Origin of the sequence: Pseudomonas sp. CFBP 8772 (genome assembly GCF_014841665.1) — a bacterium.
Taxonomy (GTDB): domain Bacteria; phylum Pseudomonadota; class Gammaproteobacteria; order Pseudomonadales; family Pseudomonadaceae; genus Aquipseudomonas; species Aquipseudomonas graminis_B.
The window spans coordinates 96,212-111,538 of the sequence record NZ_JACYUI010000014.1 but is presented as its reverse complement, the minus strand read 5'-3'; the positions used below and the strand labels follow the sequence as shown (position 1 = coordinate 111,538).

General features: G+C 61.5%; 13 protein-coding genes. 11 read left to right on the top strand and 2 right to left on the bottom strand.

All coding sequences use genetic code 11. From position 1 onward, the window contains the following. Window positions 1–233 precede the first annotated feature (233 nt). The 4 genes from IFT99_RS23100 to IFT99_RS23085 all read left to right on the top strand — a co-directional run bounded on the left by IFT99_RS23100 (window position 234) and on the right by IFT99_RS23085 (window position 5,272). Window positions 234–1,991, top strand: a complete 1,758-nt coding sequence (locus IFT99_RS23100) for a carbamoyltransferase family protein (protein ID WP_065987849.1) — start codon at window positions 234–236, stop codon at window positions 1,989–1,991. Then, window positions 1,975–3,105 carry a glycosyltransferase gene (locus IFT99_RS23095; RefSeq protein WP_192135392.1) on the top strand — a complete coding sequence of 377 codons (1,131 nt, stop codon included), beginning with the start codon at window positions 1,975–1,977 and terminating at the stop codon, window positions 3,103–3,105. Before IFT99_RS23100 ends, IFT99_RS23095 begins: the two co-directional genes overlap by 17 nt. 78 nt (window positions 3,106–3,183) lie before the next feature. Then, window positions 3,184–4,392, top strand: coding sequence for an O-antigen ligase family protein (locus IFT99_RS23090; protein WP_192135390.1), 1,209 nt, complete (start codon window positions 3,184–3,186; stop codon window positions 4,390–4,392). Beyond that, on the top strand, window positions 4,379–5,272 hold the full coding sequence (locus tag IFT99_RS23085; protein WP_192135388.1) for a lipopolysaccharide core biosynthesis protein: 894 nt from the start codon (window positions 4,379–4,381) through the stop codon (window positions 5,270–5,272). The genes IFT99_RS23090 and IFT99_RS23085 overlap by 14 nt, the downstream gene beginning before the upstream one ends. Here the strand turns inward: IFT99_RS23085 and IFT99_RS23080 are convergent. Next, window positions 5,241–5,882 (bottom strand): lipopolysaccharide kinase InaA family protein, encoded by a 642-nt coding sequence (locus tag IFT99_RS23080; RefSeq protein ID WP_192135386.1) that lies wholly within the window; start codon window positions 5,880–5,882, stop codon window positions 5,241–5,243. The genes IFT99_RS23085 and IFT99_RS23080 overlap by 32 nt on opposite strands. Before the next feature lie 121 nt (window positions 5,883–6,003). Here IFT99_RS23080 and msbA point away from each other — a divergent pair, with 121 nt between their 5' ends. The 7 genes from msbA to IFT99_RS23045 all read left to right on the top strand — a co-directional run bounded on the left by msbA (window position 6,004) and on the right by IFT99_RS23045 (window position 14,321). Further along, window positions 6,004–7,824 (top strand): lipid A export permease/ATP-binding protein MsbA, encoded by a 1,821-nt coding sequence (gene msbA, locus IFT99_RS23075; protein WP_065987845.1) that lies wholly within the window; start codon window positions 6,004–6,006, stop codon window positions 7,822–7,824. Then, window positions 7,818–8,714 (top strand): GNAT family N-acetyltransferase, encoded by an 897-nt coding sequence (locus IFT99_RS23070; protein WP_192135384.1) that lies wholly within the window; start codon window positions 7,818–7,820, stop codon window positions 8,712–8,714. The genes msbA and IFT99_RS23070 overlap by 7 nt, the downstream gene beginning before the upstream one ends. A gap of 1 nt (window position 8,715) precedes the next feature. Continuing rightward, a complete protein-coding gene (locus IFT99_RS23065) occupies window positions 8,716–10,119 on the top strand; it encodes a PIG-L deacetylase family protein (protein ID WP_192135383.1) in 1,404 nt (467 codons plus the stop codon). Window positions 10,120–10,258: 139 nt separating this feature from the next. After that, a complete protein-coding gene (hldE, locus tag IFT99_RS23060) occupies window positions 10,259–11,683 on the top strand; it encodes a bifunctional D-glycero-beta-D-manno-heptose-7-phosphate kinase/D-glycero-beta-D-manno-heptose 1-phosphate adenylyltransferase HldE (protein ID WP_065987842.1) in 1,425 nt (474 codons plus the stop codon). 73 nt (window positions 11,684–11,756) lie between these two features. Next, window positions 11,757–12,731 (top strand): glycosyltransferase family protein, encoded by a 975-nt coding sequence (locus IFT99_RS23055; protein WP_192135381.1) that lies wholly within the window; start codon window positions 11,757–11,759, stop codon window positions 12,729–12,731. Beyond that, on the top strand, window positions 12,731–13,441 hold the full coding sequence (locus tag IFT99_RS23050) for a hypothetical protein (protein WP_192135379.1): 711 nt from the start codon (window positions 12,731–12,733) through the stop codon (window positions 13,439–13,441). The genes IFT99_RS23055 and IFT99_RS23050 overlap by 1 nt, the downstream gene beginning before the upstream one ends. A 67-nt stretch (window positions 13,442–13,508) precedes the next feature. Next, the gene (locus IFT99_RS23045) at window positions 13,509–14,321 is read left to right on the top strand and encodes a hypothetical protein (RefSeq protein WP_065987839.1); all 813 of its coding nucleotides are present in this window, start codon (window positions 13,509–13,511) and stop codon (window positions 14,319–14,321) included. An 8-nt stretch (window positions 14,322–14,329) separates the two neighbouring features. Here IFT99_RS23045 and IFT99_RS23040 read toward each other — a convergent pair whose 3' ends face one another. Continuing rightward, window positions 14,330–15,295, bottom strand: coding sequence for a metal ABC transporter ATPase (locus IFT99_RS23040; RefSeq protein WP_065987838.1), 966 nt, complete (start codon window positions 15,293–15,295; stop codon window positions 14,330–14,332). Window positions 15,296–15,327 lie beyond the last annotated feature (32 nt).

Genomic DNA, 15,327 nt, shown 5'->3' with positions numbered 1-15,327 from the left:
TCAGCCGGGAAGGCGTCGGGTGTCACACCGCAGAATCGAGGGTGTCAATGCGGGCCTCTTCCCGGCTAAAGCCGGTCCTGCGCATGCATCGCGCGGCACTTCATTCCCTGCGACCACTTCCAGAGCCATTACGCTATAATCCCGCCCTTTAGCTGTCTGCCGCCGTGGCGCCAGACACACCTTATTTGTCAGGCGCGTGATGCCTGCATGCAGACTTAAGAGGCTAGACCCTAGTGGCATTGACGATCCTTGGCCTGTCCGGCGCCCTTAGCCATGATCCTTCCGCAGCCCTGTACATCGACGGCAAGCTGGTTGCTGCGGCCGAAGAAGAGCGTTTCGTTCGCGACAAGCATGCCAAGAACCGCATGCCCTATGAATCAGCGAAGTTCTGCCTCGAACAAGCGGGCATCAAGCCTTCCGATGTCGACGTCGTCGCCATTCCTTTCGCGCCCATCAGCCTGTTCGGCGAAGCGCGCTGGCACTACGCCAAACGCTACTGGTATGCCCCGGACCGCGCACTCGACGCGATCCTGATGGGCAACCGCCGCTACAAGCGCTATCGCAACAAGATCGTCTGGTGCCTGGAACAACTCGGTTTCGATCCGAAAAAGATCAAGATCGAACCCGTCGAGCACCACCTGGCTCACGCATCGAGCGCTTATCACTGCTCCGGTTTCCAAGAGAAAACCGCGATCCTCGGCATCGACGGCAAGGGCGAGTACGCCACCACGTTCTTCGGCTACGGCGAAAACGGCAAGATCCACAAGATCAAGGAATTCTTCGATCCGGATTCCCTCGGCGGCCTGTATGGCGCGATCACCGAATTCCTCGGTTTCGAGATGCTCGACGGCGAATTCAAAGTCATGGGCATGGCGCCGTACGGCGACGCGACCAAATACGATTTCTCCCGTCTGGCCACCTTTGAAAACGGCGAACTGGTGATCAACACCGAATACGCCAACGTCATCGGCCTGCGCCGTTACAAAGAGAAGGGCAAAGGCTTCTACTTCTCGCCGAAACTGATCGAGTGGCTGGGTCCCAAGCGCGAAGGCGACATCGCCGACGAGCCGTACATCCATTACGCCGCCAGCATGCAGGCGCTGTTCGAGAAGCTGTCGCTGCAGATGATCGACCATTATCTGGGCGACATCCTCAAGGAAACCGGCAAGCTCGCCTTTGCCGGCGGCTGTGCCCTGAACGTGAAGCTGAACCAGAAAATCATCGCGCGCCCCGACGTGAAAGAGCTGTTCGTTCAGCCGGCGTCGGGTGATGCCGGCACTGCTGTCGGTGCTGCCGCCTACGTTTCCCACGCCCGCGGCGTGCCGGTCGAGAAGATGGAACACGTTTACCTCGGCCCGTCCTACAGCAACGAAGACGTGATCGCCGCCTGCGCCCGCCACCCGAGCAAGCCGGCCTGGCGCCAGATCGACAACACCCCCGAGCGCATCGCCAAGATCATGGTCGCGGGCAATCCGGTGGCCTGGTTCCAGGGCCGCATGGAGTTCGGCCCACGCGCCCTCGGTGGTCGTTCGATCATCGGCTGCCCGAGCGTCGCCGGCGTGGCCGATCGCATCAACCATCAGATCAAGTTCCGCGAGCGCTGGAGGCCGTTCTGCCCGTCGATGCTCGACACCGTCGCCCCGCAGATGATCAAGATCGATCACCCGGCGCCGTTCATGACCTTCACTTTCGAAGTGGCGGAAGAGTGGAAAACCCGTGTGCCGGAAGTCGTCCACGAAGACGGTACGTCCCGCGCCCAGGTGCTCAAGCGCGAGTACAACCCGCGTTACTACGACATGATGAAGGCGCTCGAAGACCTGACCGGCAACGGTGTCTCGCTCAACACGTCGCTCAACCGCCGCGGCGAGCCAATGATCTGCTCGCCGACCGACGCGCTGAACATGTTCTTTGGCTCGGATCTGGAGTACCTGATCATGGAAGACATTCTGGTGGTCAAAGACGGCGTGGACACCCATGACACGCTCAGCTGAGCGTCATGTTTTACAGTTCTGCCACGGCTATGACGGGCCGTTCCTCGACTGCGCCCGTCAATACGCCAGCCTGTTCGTGGGCAGGGGATACCGGGTCACCACGGTATTCCTGACCGGCGCCGCCGATGCCGACGTTGCAGCCAGCTGCGCGTCGGACGAAGTGCTGTTCATGGAGTACAGCTCCAAAGCCATTGGTGGCATGAAGGTGGGAGCCATTCGCGATCTGCGCAAGATCGCGGCGTCGCGCAGCTTTCAGTTTTGCATCACCCACCGTTTCAAGCCGACCTACATCGCCCTCGTTGCGACTCGCTTGCCGGTGATCGGTGTTCATCATGCGTTTGGTGATTACCGCCGCCGCAGCCGCAAGGTGCTGGCTAACCTGTTCCGCTCCCGTTTGAGCCTGCTCGGCGTGTCTGATGCCGTGCGCGATGACATACGCAAATGCCTCCCCAAGTGGCCGGCCGAGCGTATCCAGACCCTCTACAACCGCATCGATGTCGATCAGCTCAGCGCTACGCTGCTGTCCCGCGAAGAGGCCCGCGACGCATTGGGCCTGGCGCAGGAGGCGTGGGTAGTGGGCAATGTCGGTCGGCTGCACCCTGACAAGGACCAGTCGACGCTCCTTCGCGGTTTCGCCCAGGCGTTGCCCGACCTGCCCGCTGACAGCCAGCTGGTGATTCTCGGTCAGGGCCGACTGGAGCAAGACCTCAAGCACCTGGCAGTCGAGTTGGGCATCGGCCAAGAGGTCATGCTGGCGGGGCAAGTGACCCAGGCCAGCCGCTACTTCAAGGCCTTCGACGTATTCGCGCTGAGTTCCGATCACGAGCCCTTCGGCATGGTTTTGCTCGAAGCCATGGTGGCCGGTGTGCCGCTGCTGGCCACAGCCTGTGGCGGCGCGAAGGAAGTCGTCGAAGGCGTGGGCATTCTGTTCCCCCTGGGCGGTGCCGAGCCGTTGGCTCAAGGGCTGGTACATCTTTCGCGGATGGACGCCGAACTGCGCCAGTCCTGCGCGGATGCGATGCTGCAGCGGCTTCACGACCGTTTCAGCGACGAGGCGGTAAAAGCGGTGTTCTGGCAGCTGCCGCAAGTCGTCGCGCTCACTTCGGAAACCTGATTTCACTCGAACCGCTGGCAGCCATTGGCCTCTGATAGCAATGAACACCCGGCTGCATAGCACAGGATATGGATTGGAATGGTTGTAAAAAATTTGCCGGCACGCGCGGGGTACATTGCAGGTTTACTGCTTGCAGTGGTGATGCTGATCATATTTCTCGGGCCGTTCTGGTGGCCCGGTGAGTCAAGTTCCTGGGCTGCGTTCATTCGCGCGGCGCTGGTCATTGCCTTGCTCTGCGCCGCGCCGGCGCTGAGCCGGCGGTCATTTTCAGTCAGTCCGCTGACGTATACCGTCCTGCTACTGTTCGCCTATCTGCTGATCAACAGCCTCCTGGCCGACGACGACATGAAGTCCCTGCGTCGGCTTCTGCTCATTCTCGTGTTTTTCATCGGCGTTGGCGTGATACGGGCGAGCGGCACCTTCGACTGGGAAAAAATCCTCAAGATCTCGGTGGCGGTGGTCGCCCTGTTCGCCGGGTTTTCGATGCTCAATCTCGCCATTCACGGCGCCTTTGTTCTGGGCTATCGGCAGATGTCACTGGCCGGCTCGGGCGTGACCGATGTGGCCGACTTCGGCAACACCATCGTTGCCGGCATGAACTACGGCTTGTTTCTGCTGGCCGGGGTCTGGCTGACGCTACGTTCACGGCGTCGTGCCGAAATCGCTCTCTGGTTGCTGTGCTGCGCCCTTATTGCCACCTACATCTACTTCACCTTCGCGCGCAGCGCCTGGCTGGCTTCATCGGTCGGCGGTCTGGTGCTGCTCGGCACCATGACCAGCGGCAAACTGCGCCGCAACATTCTCATCCCGGCGGCTATCGTCATCGCGCTCGTGCTCATATTCGGCTTCAGCGAGCTGGCGTACGAAGTGCAGACCCGCGGCGTGACGGGGCGCAACGAAGTCTGGCTGGCGGTGTTCGAGCGACTGGCCGGGCACTGGTGGTTCGGGGTTGGCGCCGGTACGCCGCTGGGGGAAGTTCACCTTTCCACCGGGCAAATCGTACGCAATACCCACGGCCTGTATTTCGAGGTGCTTTACCAGTTCGGCATCGTCGGTCTGGCGCTGCTGCTGGCGACAATGCTGCACGCCGGCGCTTGTCTGGCGCGAGCGCGCAAGACCTCGGAGACCGCCCGGCTCTGGCTGGCGATCCTCTGCGCCGGTGGCGTGGTGATGACGGTCGAGCTGCACACCTTCGTTGGGTCACCCAATCTGGTGTGGGAATGGCTCTGGCTGCCGCTGGCCGGCGCCGTGGCGATCTCCCGGGAGGCGCGGCGTGCTGAGGGTTGAAGCGCGGGGCGAGCAATGCTGGCTGGTAGGGCATGATCTGGAAATTTGCCTGCAGGACTTCGCGCACTCACGGCGTTCTGTCACAGGGCCGGTGCTGCTGCTGGCGTCCGGACCCTCGGCGAACGAGTTCCCGCTTTCCCGTTACCGAAGCCTGCCGGTCGTCGCCATGAACGGCTCGATCGTGCGCTGCGTCGACGAGGGCATACGGCCTTTCTATTACCTGTGTGACGATCCGAACTTCGTCATCGGCCGGCCGGCGCTCGCATTGATGGGGGTCAGCCATGGCGAGCATCTGGCGATGAGCCTTGATGTGCTTCAGGCGATTCACGCGGCTGACGCCACTGCCCTGAACGGCAAAAAGATCTATCTGCTGGAGCGGGTCAATCGCCAGGAAGGCAAGGCCGTCATGTCAGATCGAGCCTATGCGTGGTCTATCCGTAACGACGATGAGCTGATCTCGAACTTCTCCCTGCTGCGTCGCAAGCCCAACCGTATCGGCTTCAGCCTGAACCTCAAACGAGGCTATTTCGGCAGCCGGACCATTCCTTTCGGCGCCTTGCAGCTGGTTTGCCATCTGGGGTTTCGTCAGGTGTTCGTGGTCGGAATGGACCTGCGTCAGGGCGGGGGGCGCTTTTACGAGAAAGGAGAAGCGGCTTTGCCCAGCAGCCTGGACGAGGATTTCGAGCAGTACATCCTGCCAAGTTTCGCGCTGATGGCCCGCAAGATTCTCCCAAGAACCGGCATGCAGGTGTTCAACCTATCCCGCGTCAGCCGCATGCCGGAGCGGGTTATTCCTAAAATCACCCTGCAGCGCCTCGACGAACTGCTGGGCGTCCAATCCGACGCCTCTACGCAAACAGCGCCTGCAAACGCGCCGTAAAGTGCGCGCTCCGGCCTTTTGTGTAAGCCGAAATAAAGGCCACGCCCGCATCGCTTTCCACCAGCCACGCGCGATCTTCCTTGTAGCGGAGCAGGTGTTGGAAATTGCGCAGCCGCTTCGAGTCGCTCAACGTCCTGCGCTGGCACTTCATGTCAGAGATATCGATCAGCCCCAGTTTTGACTCGGGGGTGAGGATCACGTTGCCCAGATGCAGCGAGCGGAAATAAACACCTTGATCGTGCAAGCGGGCGATGAACGCACCCAGCTCAGCCCGCAGTGGCGCGCTTTCACCGTGCTCTTTCAGCACCTGGCGGATGGTCAGGCCGGGGAGCGGCGTGTAGCGCACGCCGTCGCGGCTGATGCTGGCAATTCGGTAGGTGGCGATGACGTCCGGGCAGGGAATGTTGCGCTTTTTGAGGGCTTCGATGTTGTCGGCGAAGCGTTGCGCGTAGGGAAACAGCAAGGCCGAGCTGATCAGGCGCTTGCGGCGGAACAGTTTGAGAATGGTGCCGTCCTCAAGCAACAGAACCTTGTCCCCGGATCCGTCCGCTTCGAGCACGGTGGCGTTTTCTCGCAAGGCCAGATAGGCGCTGTGTTCCATTGGATGCATCGGCATACTTACCTGAACAAATGCGGCATGTTACCCGAGTCGGCCCCGCTTGGGTCGCAGCAGGGGTCGACAAAAATGGGTTGTGCTACCATGCCCGCCTAATTTTTTCGTGCGGATTCCCATGAGCAGTCCTGATCCTCAAGCTAAAACGACCCTGGCGATTTACTTTCGTCTATTGACCTATGTGCGGCCGTATATAGGCCTTTTCTGCTTGAGCATTGTCGGCTTTCTTATCTTTGCGTCCACCCAGCCGATGCTCGCCTACATCCTCAAATACTTCGTGGATGGCCTGGCCAATCCTGAAGCCAGTCTGTTCCCCGGCAACCCTTATATTGGCCACCTGCAATTGCTGCAGGCGGTGCCGCTGATGATCGTGCTGATCGCGGCGTGGCAAGGTGCCGGCTCGTATCTGGGCAACTTCTTCCTGGCCCGCGTCTCCCTCGGGCTGGTCCATGACCTGCGCGTCGTGCTGTTCAACAAATTGCTCACGCTGCCCAACCGCTTCTTCGACAACAGCAACTCCGGGCATCTGATCTCGCGCATCACCTTCAACGTGACCATGGTCACCGGCGCTGCCACCGACGCGATCAAAGTCGTGATTCGTGAGGGCATGACGGTCATCTTCCTGTTCGGCGCGCTGCTGTGGATGAACTGGAAACTGACCCTGGTGATGCTGGCGATACTGCCGCTGATCGCGGTCATGGTGAACAGCACCAGCAAGAAATTTCGCAAGCAGAGCAAGAAGATTCAGGTGGCCATGGGCGACGTAACCCACGTGGCGTCCGAGACTATTCACGGCTATCGCGTGGTCCGCAGCTTTGGCGGCGAAGACTACGAAAAGGCCCGCTTCGAAAAGGCCAGCCGCAGCAACACCAAGAAGCAACTGGCGATGACCAAGACCGGCGCGGTCTACACGCCGATGCTGCAATTGGTGACCTACAGCGGCATGGCCATCGTGATGTTCCTTGTCCTTTATCTGCGCGGCGATTCCTCGGCGGGGGATCTGGTGGCCTACATCACCATGGCCGGCCTGCTGCCCAAGCCGATCCGCCAGCTGTCCGAAGTCAGTTCCACCATCCAGAAGGGCGTCGCCGGTGCGGAGAGCATCTTCGAGCAACTGGACGAGCAAACCGAACAGGACCTGGGCACGGTAGAGCGCGACAAGGTTTCCGGCCGTCTGGAGGTCAAGAACCTCACGTTCACCTACCCGGGCACGGAAAAACGCGTGCTGAACGACGTCAGTTTTGTCGCCGAAGCCGGCCAGATGGTCGCGCTCGTGGGTCGCTCCGGCAGCGGCAAATCCACGTTGGCGAGCCTGATCCCGCGTTTCTACGATCATGTGCAGGGCCAGATCCTCCTTGATGGCGTCCAGACTCAGGATTACACCCTGCGCAGCCTGCGCCGACAGATCGCCCTGGTGAACCAGAACGTCACGCTGTTCAACGACACCATCGCCAACAACATCGCCTATGGCGATCTGGCGGGCGTGCCGCTGGAAGAGATCAAAAAAGCCTCGGCCGATGCCTATTCCGATGAGTTCATCGACAAACTGCCTCAGCAGTATCAGACCCTCGTTGGCGAGAACGGCGTGCTGCTGTCCGGTGGCCAGCGTCAGCGTCTGGCAATTGCCCGCGCGCTGCTGAAAAATGCACCGCTGCTGATTCTCGACGAAGCGACTTCAGCGCTGGATACCGAGTCCGAGCGCCACATCCAGAAGGCGCTGGAAAAAGTCATGCAGGGCCGTACCACGCTGGTCATCGCCCACCGCCTGACCACCATCGAAAAAGCCGACGTTATTCTGGTGATGGACGAAGGCCGTATCGTCGAGCGCGGTTCCCATGCCGAACTGCTGGCGCTGAACGGCTACTACACGCGCCTGCATGCCAAACAGTTCGAAGAAGACGAGCCTGTCGAAATCGATCGGGCAGTCGATGCATGCTGAGTCACTTGCGCGCATGGCGTGAGCGAGGCTGGACCCCGATCGATGCAACGACTTACGCCACCGCCTGGCAGCAGTTTGGCGGCAGCGTTGCCACGCACCCGCAGGTGATCGAGCGTCTCGCCGGTTTGGCGGATATTCCGGTTCGGTATCTGGGTTGGCTGCAGGACGGCAACGTTGTCGCTGCGGTCGCCTGCTGGGGCCGGGATCTGGCGCTGGCTAAAAAGGTGCTCAAGCAGCGTGATCGGCGGGTCTTCGATCTGGGCAATGCAGAGATCATTCTGCCGGTTGCCCCTGGGGTGACAGTGCCAGTGCGCCAGCGCATGAGCTATGTGTCGGAGTTGAACGCCGGCCAGATCGACACCCTCAAACCGCAAGCCGAGAGCCTGGCGATCGCCCGCGCGCTCGAGGACTATTCCAAGAAATTCCGCTACAACCAGCGTCGCGAGCAGCGGTTGCTTGAGGAGGCGGGCGGGGTCGTGCAGCCGATGCTGGACTTCACGTCGGAGGAACAAGCGCGCATTTACTCAAGCCTGTTTCATGCCCGCTGGGGCTTCGACGTACCGGGCAAGGATCACTTGGCCAAGGTGTTCGAGCTGATGCGCGAGTTCATGACCGGCTCGATAATCCTGCTGGAGGGCAAGCCCATTGCCGCTCAGGTGCTGTACAGGGTCGAGTCGCCGCATTGGGTGTCGGTGGAATACATCAACGGCGGTGTGGATCCGGCCCATCAGGCGCTGAGCGCCGGCAGCGTGCTGAGCTTCGTCAACACGCAGAACGCCTGGGCTGACGCGAGGGCGGTGAACAAGCCATTGCGCTATTCCTTCGGCCGCTCCGATCGTGAATACAAAGACCGCTGGTGCCAGACGGTGCCTGTCTACAAGGTTGGATGACATGTCCGGGCGCAAGCAGCAGCTTCTGAAACGACATCGGCGCAACAAGCGTCTGGCGCTGATCATCGGTCTGGTGCTGCTGATCGGCATTGGTATCGGGGTCGCGTGGTGGCTGGTGCCGTTGCTGATCGTTGCTGCCTGGGTGGCCCACGAAGCCTGGTTCTCCGACCATCTGTTTTATTCGCCCAAGAGCGACTACCGCTATCAGTTTCCCGACGCGGCCCAGTCGCAGGCTGTCTCCGTCGTCAACGGCATGCTGCAACTGAGCGAGCCATTGGCCGAGGGCGAAACGCTGCTGCTGGAGCTCGATCTGCGCAGCAACTGGCTGGGTCGCTGGCTGGACCCTTACGTGGTGGCCGGCGACGACCGCCAGGATTTCGAACGGGGTTTCGCCGGGCGTCGCTACGTGAACCTCACCGGTCAGCGCGACGTCGTTGCTGACAGCACATTGCGCCTCAAGGGCGGGTTCTGTCGCATCGGCAATGCCGCCCGTTTGTACGTGCTGAGCAACCCGGATTACCGCCAGCAACGGTTGATGATCCTCGCGCCCCACGCCGACGATGCCGAACTGGCAGCGTTTGGCCTGTACAGCCAGGCCGCCGAATGCAGCATCGTCACGGTGACTCAGGGCGAGATCGAGGCCGAACGCTATGAACGACTGGGGCTGAACCGCGCCGATGCCGCGCGGCTCAAGGGTCGCCTGCGCACGTGGGACAGCCTGGCGATTCCGTTGTGGGGCGGTGTGCCCCAGAGCCAGTGCGTGCAGTTGGGCTACTACTGCCTGCAACTGCCGGCCATGGCCCAGTCGCCGGATCAGCCGTTTGGCTCTCGCGACTCTTCAGAAACCGACATCCGCAGCGCGCGGCAGCACAATCCTTCGCCGTTGCCAGGGGATCGGGACGGCGCGCCGACCTGGAACAATCTTGTTGCCGATCTTGCAGCGTTGCTCGACGCGCATCGACCGGACGTCATTGTCATGCCGCACCCTGAACTCGACCCCCACGCCGACCACATCGCCACGACTCAAGCGTTATATGAGGCGGTGAGCAGAAGCGCGCACACGCCTGATGTGGCGCTGTTCTATGCCAATCACCTGCACGACAACGATCGCTGGCCCATGGGTCTGGCCGGGAAAGGCGTGGCGCTGCCGCCGTTCGTTGAAGCGCCGTCGGTTGATCAGCTCTGGAGTACGTCGCTCAGTGCGGACGTGCAACTTGATAAAGCCATGGCTCTGGCGATGCAGCATGACCTGCAGGGACCGCCACCCCTGAAGAAGCGTCTGCGTCGGCAGATTCAACGCTGGCTGGCCGGCCGCGAATGGCCGCTGACGGGAGACGACGAATTCTTCCGCAAGGCCGTTCGCCGGCATGAGGTGTTCTGGGTTCGCCGCTTTCCGCGTCCTTGACTGCAACAGCCGATGCACCATTAAAGGCGCCATTTGAAGCGCCGTTTTAAGCACTACGGGATTCGAGGCCAACCGGCCAGCCAGCGCTGATCGCTGTGCTAAGATTCCGTCCTTGTCCATTTCTGCCACGGGTTGTTCGATGAAGTTGTCCATGCCGCGTTTTGATCAGGCTCAAGTGTTAGTTGTCGGCGATGTCATGCTCGACCGCTACTGGCACGGTGGCACTTCCAGAATCTCCCCTGAAGCGCCGGTGCCGGTGGTCAAAGTCGACCAGATCGAAGACCGTCCGGGCGGTGCTGCCAACGTGGCGTTGAACATCGCAGCACTGGGCGCCAAGGCGTCACTGGTCGGCGTCACCGGCACCGACGAAGCCGCTGACAGCCTGAGCAACAGCCTCAAGGCCGCTGGCGTCGTCGCCTGCTTCCAACGCATCGCCCACCAGCCCACCATCGTCAAATTGCGCGTCATGAGCCGGCACCAGCAGCTCCTGCGTATCGACTTCGAAGAACCCTTTGCCACCGATCCCGAGGCCCTGAGCCGCGAGGTCGACGCCTTGCTCGACGGCGTCAAAGTGTTGGTCCTGTCCGACTACGGCAAGGGCGCGCTGAAGAACCATCAAGTCCTGATCAAGGCAGCTCGGGACCGTGGCATTCCCGTGCTGGCCGACCCGAAGGGTAAAGACTTTGCCATCTACCGTGGCGCCAGCCTGATCACGCCCAACCTCAGTGAATTCGAAGCCATTGTCGGCCATTGTGTCGACGAGGCAGAGCTGGTCGCCAAAGGCGCAGCGTTGATGAAAGACCTCGATCTGGGTGCGTTGCTGGTCACCCGTGGCGAGCACGGCATGACCCTGCTGCGCCCGGACCAACCGACGCTGCACCTGCCAGCCCGTGCGCGGGAAGTCTTCGACGTGACCGGCGCCGGCGATACGGTGATTTCCACGCTGGCAGCGGCCATTGCATCGGGTGAGGAGTTGCCGCACGCGGTCGCGCTGGCGAACCTTGCGGCGGGCATCGTCGTAGGCAAGCTGGGCACCGCCGCGATCAGTGCGCCCGAGTTGCGTCGCGCCATCCAGCGTGCCGAAGGTTCCGAGCGCGGCGTGCTGACCCTCGATCAGTTGCTGCTGGCCATTGACGACGCCCGCGCCCACAACGAAACCATCGTCTTCACCAACGGCTGCTTCGATATTCTGCACGCCGGCCATGTCACCTACCTGGAACAGGCACGCGCCCAGGGCGATCGGCTGATCGTGGCGGTCAACGACGACGCGTCGGTGAGTCGCCTGAAAGGCCCGGGCCGCCCGATCAACAGCGTCGATCGACGCATGGCAGTGCTGGCAGGTCTGGGGGCGGTGGACTGGGTGATCAGCTTCCCGGAAGGCACCCCGGAAAACCTTCTGTCCCATGTCCATCCGGACGTGCTGGTGAAGGGTGGGGACTACTCGGTTGATCAGGTCGTCGGCGCTGACATCGTCGCCTCTTATGGCGGCACCGTGAAAGTGTTGGGGCTGGTCGCCAACAGTTCAACGACAGCCATCGTCGACAAGATCCGCAGTCAGGACTGATCCGACGCCCGCAGCGCAGAGTGGCACCCCTTGCCGCTGCCATTTTTGTATTCGCAGTTCGGTATATGAACGTATGAAAGTCATGTTACTGGTGATGGATGAACAGCGCGTCATACTGGACGGCTTGTACGAAACCGTACGGCAGCAGTGTGACGACTGCGTCATCTTTCGCCTGAGCAAGCAACAGCAGCTGAATCTTGGGCCGTTTCTGGCCTCGGTCGACTATCAGAGCTACGACCGGGTGGTGATCTTCTCCCGGGTCAAACGGCTTGCTCGCCAGCGCGCGGTGCTCAAGTGCATCCCGGGGCTGATCTTTCTTGAGCACGATGCTTACCAGAATTACATGAGCGCGAGCAAATACCACGGGATGTACTCGCGCCTGTACCGGCAACTGCCGTGGAGTCGCGCGCTGCTGTCGGGCGCGATGGTGGCGCGGCGCATGCGCGACGAAGGCATCGATGCGGTATTCGTGTCCAAGGGCTATGACCAGGAAATGCTGCGCAATCTCGGGCAGCCCCGGGACATTCCGGTGGGCTTCCTTGGCAGTCTGAAGAGCCGCGAGTATTCCCAGCGCAAGCAGCTGGTGGAAAACCTCGCGCAGCGCGCCGGCATGCTGGTGACACGCACGGCCTCTGGCGCCGAATACCTGGAAACCCTTAATCGCATCAGGATTTTCGTCAGCGCCGACATCGGCATGGGCGAGTTCATGATCAAGAATTTCGAAGCCATGGCTTGCGGTTGCGTGCTCCTCGCGTGGAGTCAGGGTGAAGAGGACGATCTGCTGGGCTTCGAAGAGGGGCGCAACGTCATGTTCTACCGCTCCGAAGACGAAGCCGTCGAGAAGATCCGCCTGCTGCAGAGCGACCCCGAGCTTGCCGCGCGCATCGCGGGCGAAGGGCAAAGATTCGCCGAAGAACGCTATGCCTTTGCCCGCGTGGGTCGCGATCTGGCCGATGAAATTCAGCGGCCAATGCGCCCGTGGCGGCGTCCATCCGCGCTGACCCGTGCCTGGGTCAAGTTGCGCCATGGCATGCAGGTGCCGGCCTGATGACGCTGCCGTCAGAACACGACAGCGCCGCGCCCCTTGAACCCCCTGTATTGCCGGGCGCCGCTCAGGACGTGATCGGCGCACTTCCCGCTGCACTGCGCCAGTGCCTGGCAAACGCTGCACGGGTCATCCTCATCGCCAACAACCCTGCCATCACCCAGGCGGACTTCGATGCCTTGGGCGTGGGCGCCGACGATGTGGTGGTCAGCTTCAATCTGTGCGTCAAGGCCGCTCTGCTGAAGCCAGAAAGCGTCAACCTGTTTGTGCATGGCTTCAATGCGCCGGACTGTTATTTCTTCGGACTCCCCGCAACCGCTGAAGTACAAAAACTCGCCGCCCAACCGGGGTCACGCTGCTTCACACTGTTGGTGGGATGCGCCGTCCCGCTGTGCCCGCTGCCTGACGTTGCGCTCTATTGGGACCGCATTCCGTTGCCGGCACTGGCTGAGCACTATCCGGTTGATCGCCCCAACGGCAAGCGGTTCGTCGGGCCTTCCACAGGATTCAACGTGCTGGTGCTGCTCGACTGGCTACGCCCCCATGCCGGTTATCGCTACAGACTTTTGACCCTGGGTTTTTCCAATGAAGCCGGCAAGCTCTGGGGCGGTCACGCCTGGGACTATGAGCGCCACTGGCTGCTGGGCGCCGACGTCGAGGTGATCGCCCTCAAGCCCCGAAGCTGGTGGCGCAAGCTGCTATTTAGTAAATGAACGACCCCGTCCGCCGCTTGCGCGCGCGTGTCCAGGCGCATCGCCATTGATCCCGGAGAGTTTGTCAGTGCTGAACATTGCGGTCGCGTTTTTTGGTATCCCGCGCAACTCGGAAATCTGTTTTCCGTCCATCGAGGAAAATGTCCTTGGCCAGTTGCCGAAGGGCAGCAACGTCAAATGCTTTTACCACCTCTACAAGATCGACGAAGTGCACAACCAGCGCTCGGCGGAGAAGGGCGAGCTGAAGGCGCAGAACTACGACGTTTTCCAGTCGATGACGGGGGTTCTCGAATCCACCGACGGCGTGCTCGATCGCTGGGATTTCGAACGGGTCAAGGCGATGGGAGACACCTGGGGCGACGAGCACGTTTCCCTGCGAAACCTGATCTATCAGCTCAACTCCCTGCACACGGTCACGGGCATGATGGAGTCGTTCGATCCGGACTTCGTGGTGTTTGTGCGTCCGGACAACTTCTTCCATTCGCCGCTGCCGGGTTATGTCTTTCATTCGCCGCAGGCCCGGCGGCTGAACGCCTATATCCCGGACTGGCAGTGGTGGGGCGGGCTGAATGATCGTTTTGCCATTTGCGGCCGCGATGTTTACCGGGCCTACGGCAAGCGGATCGAACGCATCTTTGAATTCTGCGAAGCGACTGGCCGCAAACTGCACTCGGAGCGCTTGCTCAAGTACGCGCTGCTCAAGGCGGATGCCCGGGTGTGCACACTGCCAACGACCGCCTCGCGTGTGCGCATCACCGGTGCCTTCGCCGATGAGTCGTTCTCACCGAAGCGCGGGATGGGCAAACGCGAAAACCGCTATTTCCACTTCTTCGCCCGGCTGCGCACCTGGCGTGACAAACGCCTTGCCGAGAAGAGCTGAGCGGCGGCTTACTTGTGCAGGCCGCTGCGAACCAGCCTGACCAGGCGCCGCGCCTTGATGCGCAGCTTGGTCAACCCTGACTTGGGCTTCTTCTTCGGCGTCATGCCCTGCTGCACCAGCCAGTCCTTCCAGCGAATCCGCTCCTCGCGCACCACCCAGCCTTCTTGCGGAGCGAAGCTCTCGGCCAGATAAAGACCCCGCGTACCGGCAGGCGAAAGCTTGTCGTTCTTCAGGGTGTACAGCTCGGGCAGGGGCGAGCCGTTTTCCAGGGGCATCAGGTAGAGATCCGGCTTGCTGCGATTGAGGCGCGCCACCAGCTCGTTGTTTTCCAGGCTTTCATCGACGTGGAAAAGGCTCAGCGGTCGAGCCTCTTTCGGCACTTCCAGGCGCATGTCGTAAATCAGCTGCAACGAGGCGGTCGGTAAATGCACATAAGCGCGGGGCCGCTCGATCAGGGTCAGGCTGCCGCAACGTACAGGGCGTGCCGCCCCGGAAAGCGGTGTGAGGCGAAAGGGCATCGCTTCGCGGTAATGCAGCGCTGCCGCGTAGGGCGCAGGCAGCCAGGTTTCATTGAAGCGTCCGCCGAGCCAGCCTTGGGGCGTCTCGATCAGGCATTCCTCAGCGACTTCCTGCACCGCGGTGTGCAACGGCAGGTTGAGCTCGTGGGCGGGAACGTAGCCGGAGATCAGCTTGAGCACCACATCGCCACGGTCCTGACGGCGCTGGCGAACCAGCACCCAGTAATCGCGGTTCTGCCAGCGCAGAGTCAGACGCACCGAGACGCCGAGATTGGCCAGCTCGGTGGAAAACCGTTCGCTGTCCTCTACGTCGATCTTGCGACGCCGCGCCAGGGTCTGGGTGAAATTCAGCGGCATTCCGACGCTCTGGTAGGTCAGGCCTTCCGGGGTGGCTTCGACGAATATCGGCAGGGTCTTGAAGTTACTGGGGTTCTTTCGGATCAGGGTTCGCGGCATATCGGCTCCTTCTTGCGTTGGGGTCGGCCGTG

Bases quoted from the DNA above. Each gene is read 5' to 3' on its own strand.
- IFT99_RS23070 (WP_192135384.1), top strand. From the start codon at position 7,818: ATGCTGAGTCACTTGCGCGCATGGCGTGAGCGAGGCTGGACCCCGATC.
- IFT99_RS23095 (WP_192135392.1), top strand. From the start codon at position 1,975: ATGACACGCTCAGCTGAGCGTCATGTTTTACAGTTCTGCCACGGCTAT.
- IFT99_RS23040 (WP_065987838.1), bottom strand. From the start codon at position 15,295: ATGCCGCGAACCCTGATCCGAAAGAACCCCAGTAACTTCAAGACCCTG.
- msbA (WP_065987845.1), top strand. From the start codon at position 6,004: ATGAGCAGTCCTGATCCTCAAGCTAAAACGACCCTGGCGATTTACTTT.
- IFT99_RS23080 (WP_192135386.1), bottom strand. From the start codon at position 5,882: ATGCATCCAATGGAACACAGCGCCTATCTGGCCTTGCGAGAAAACGCC.
- IFT99_RS23090 (WP_192135390.1), top strand. From the start codon at position 3,184: ATGGTTGTAAAAAATTTGCCGGCACGCGCGGGGTACATTGCAGGTTTA.
- IFT99_RS23055 (WP_192135381.1), top strand. From the start codon at position 11,757: ATGAAAGTCATGTTACTGGTGATGGATGAACAGCGCGTCATACTGGAC.
- hldE (WP_065987842.1), top strand. From the start codon at position 10,259: ATGAAGTTGTCCATGCCGCGTTTTGATCAGGCTCAAGTGTTAGTTGTC.
- IFT99_RS23065 (WP_192135383.1), top strand. From the start codon at position 8,716: ATGTCCGGGCGCAAGCAGCAGCTTCTGAAACGACATCGGCGCAACAAG.
- IFT99_RS23050 (WP_192135379.1), top strand. From the start codon at position 12,731: ATGACGCTGCCGTCAGAACACGACAGCGCCGCGCCCCTTGAACCCCCT.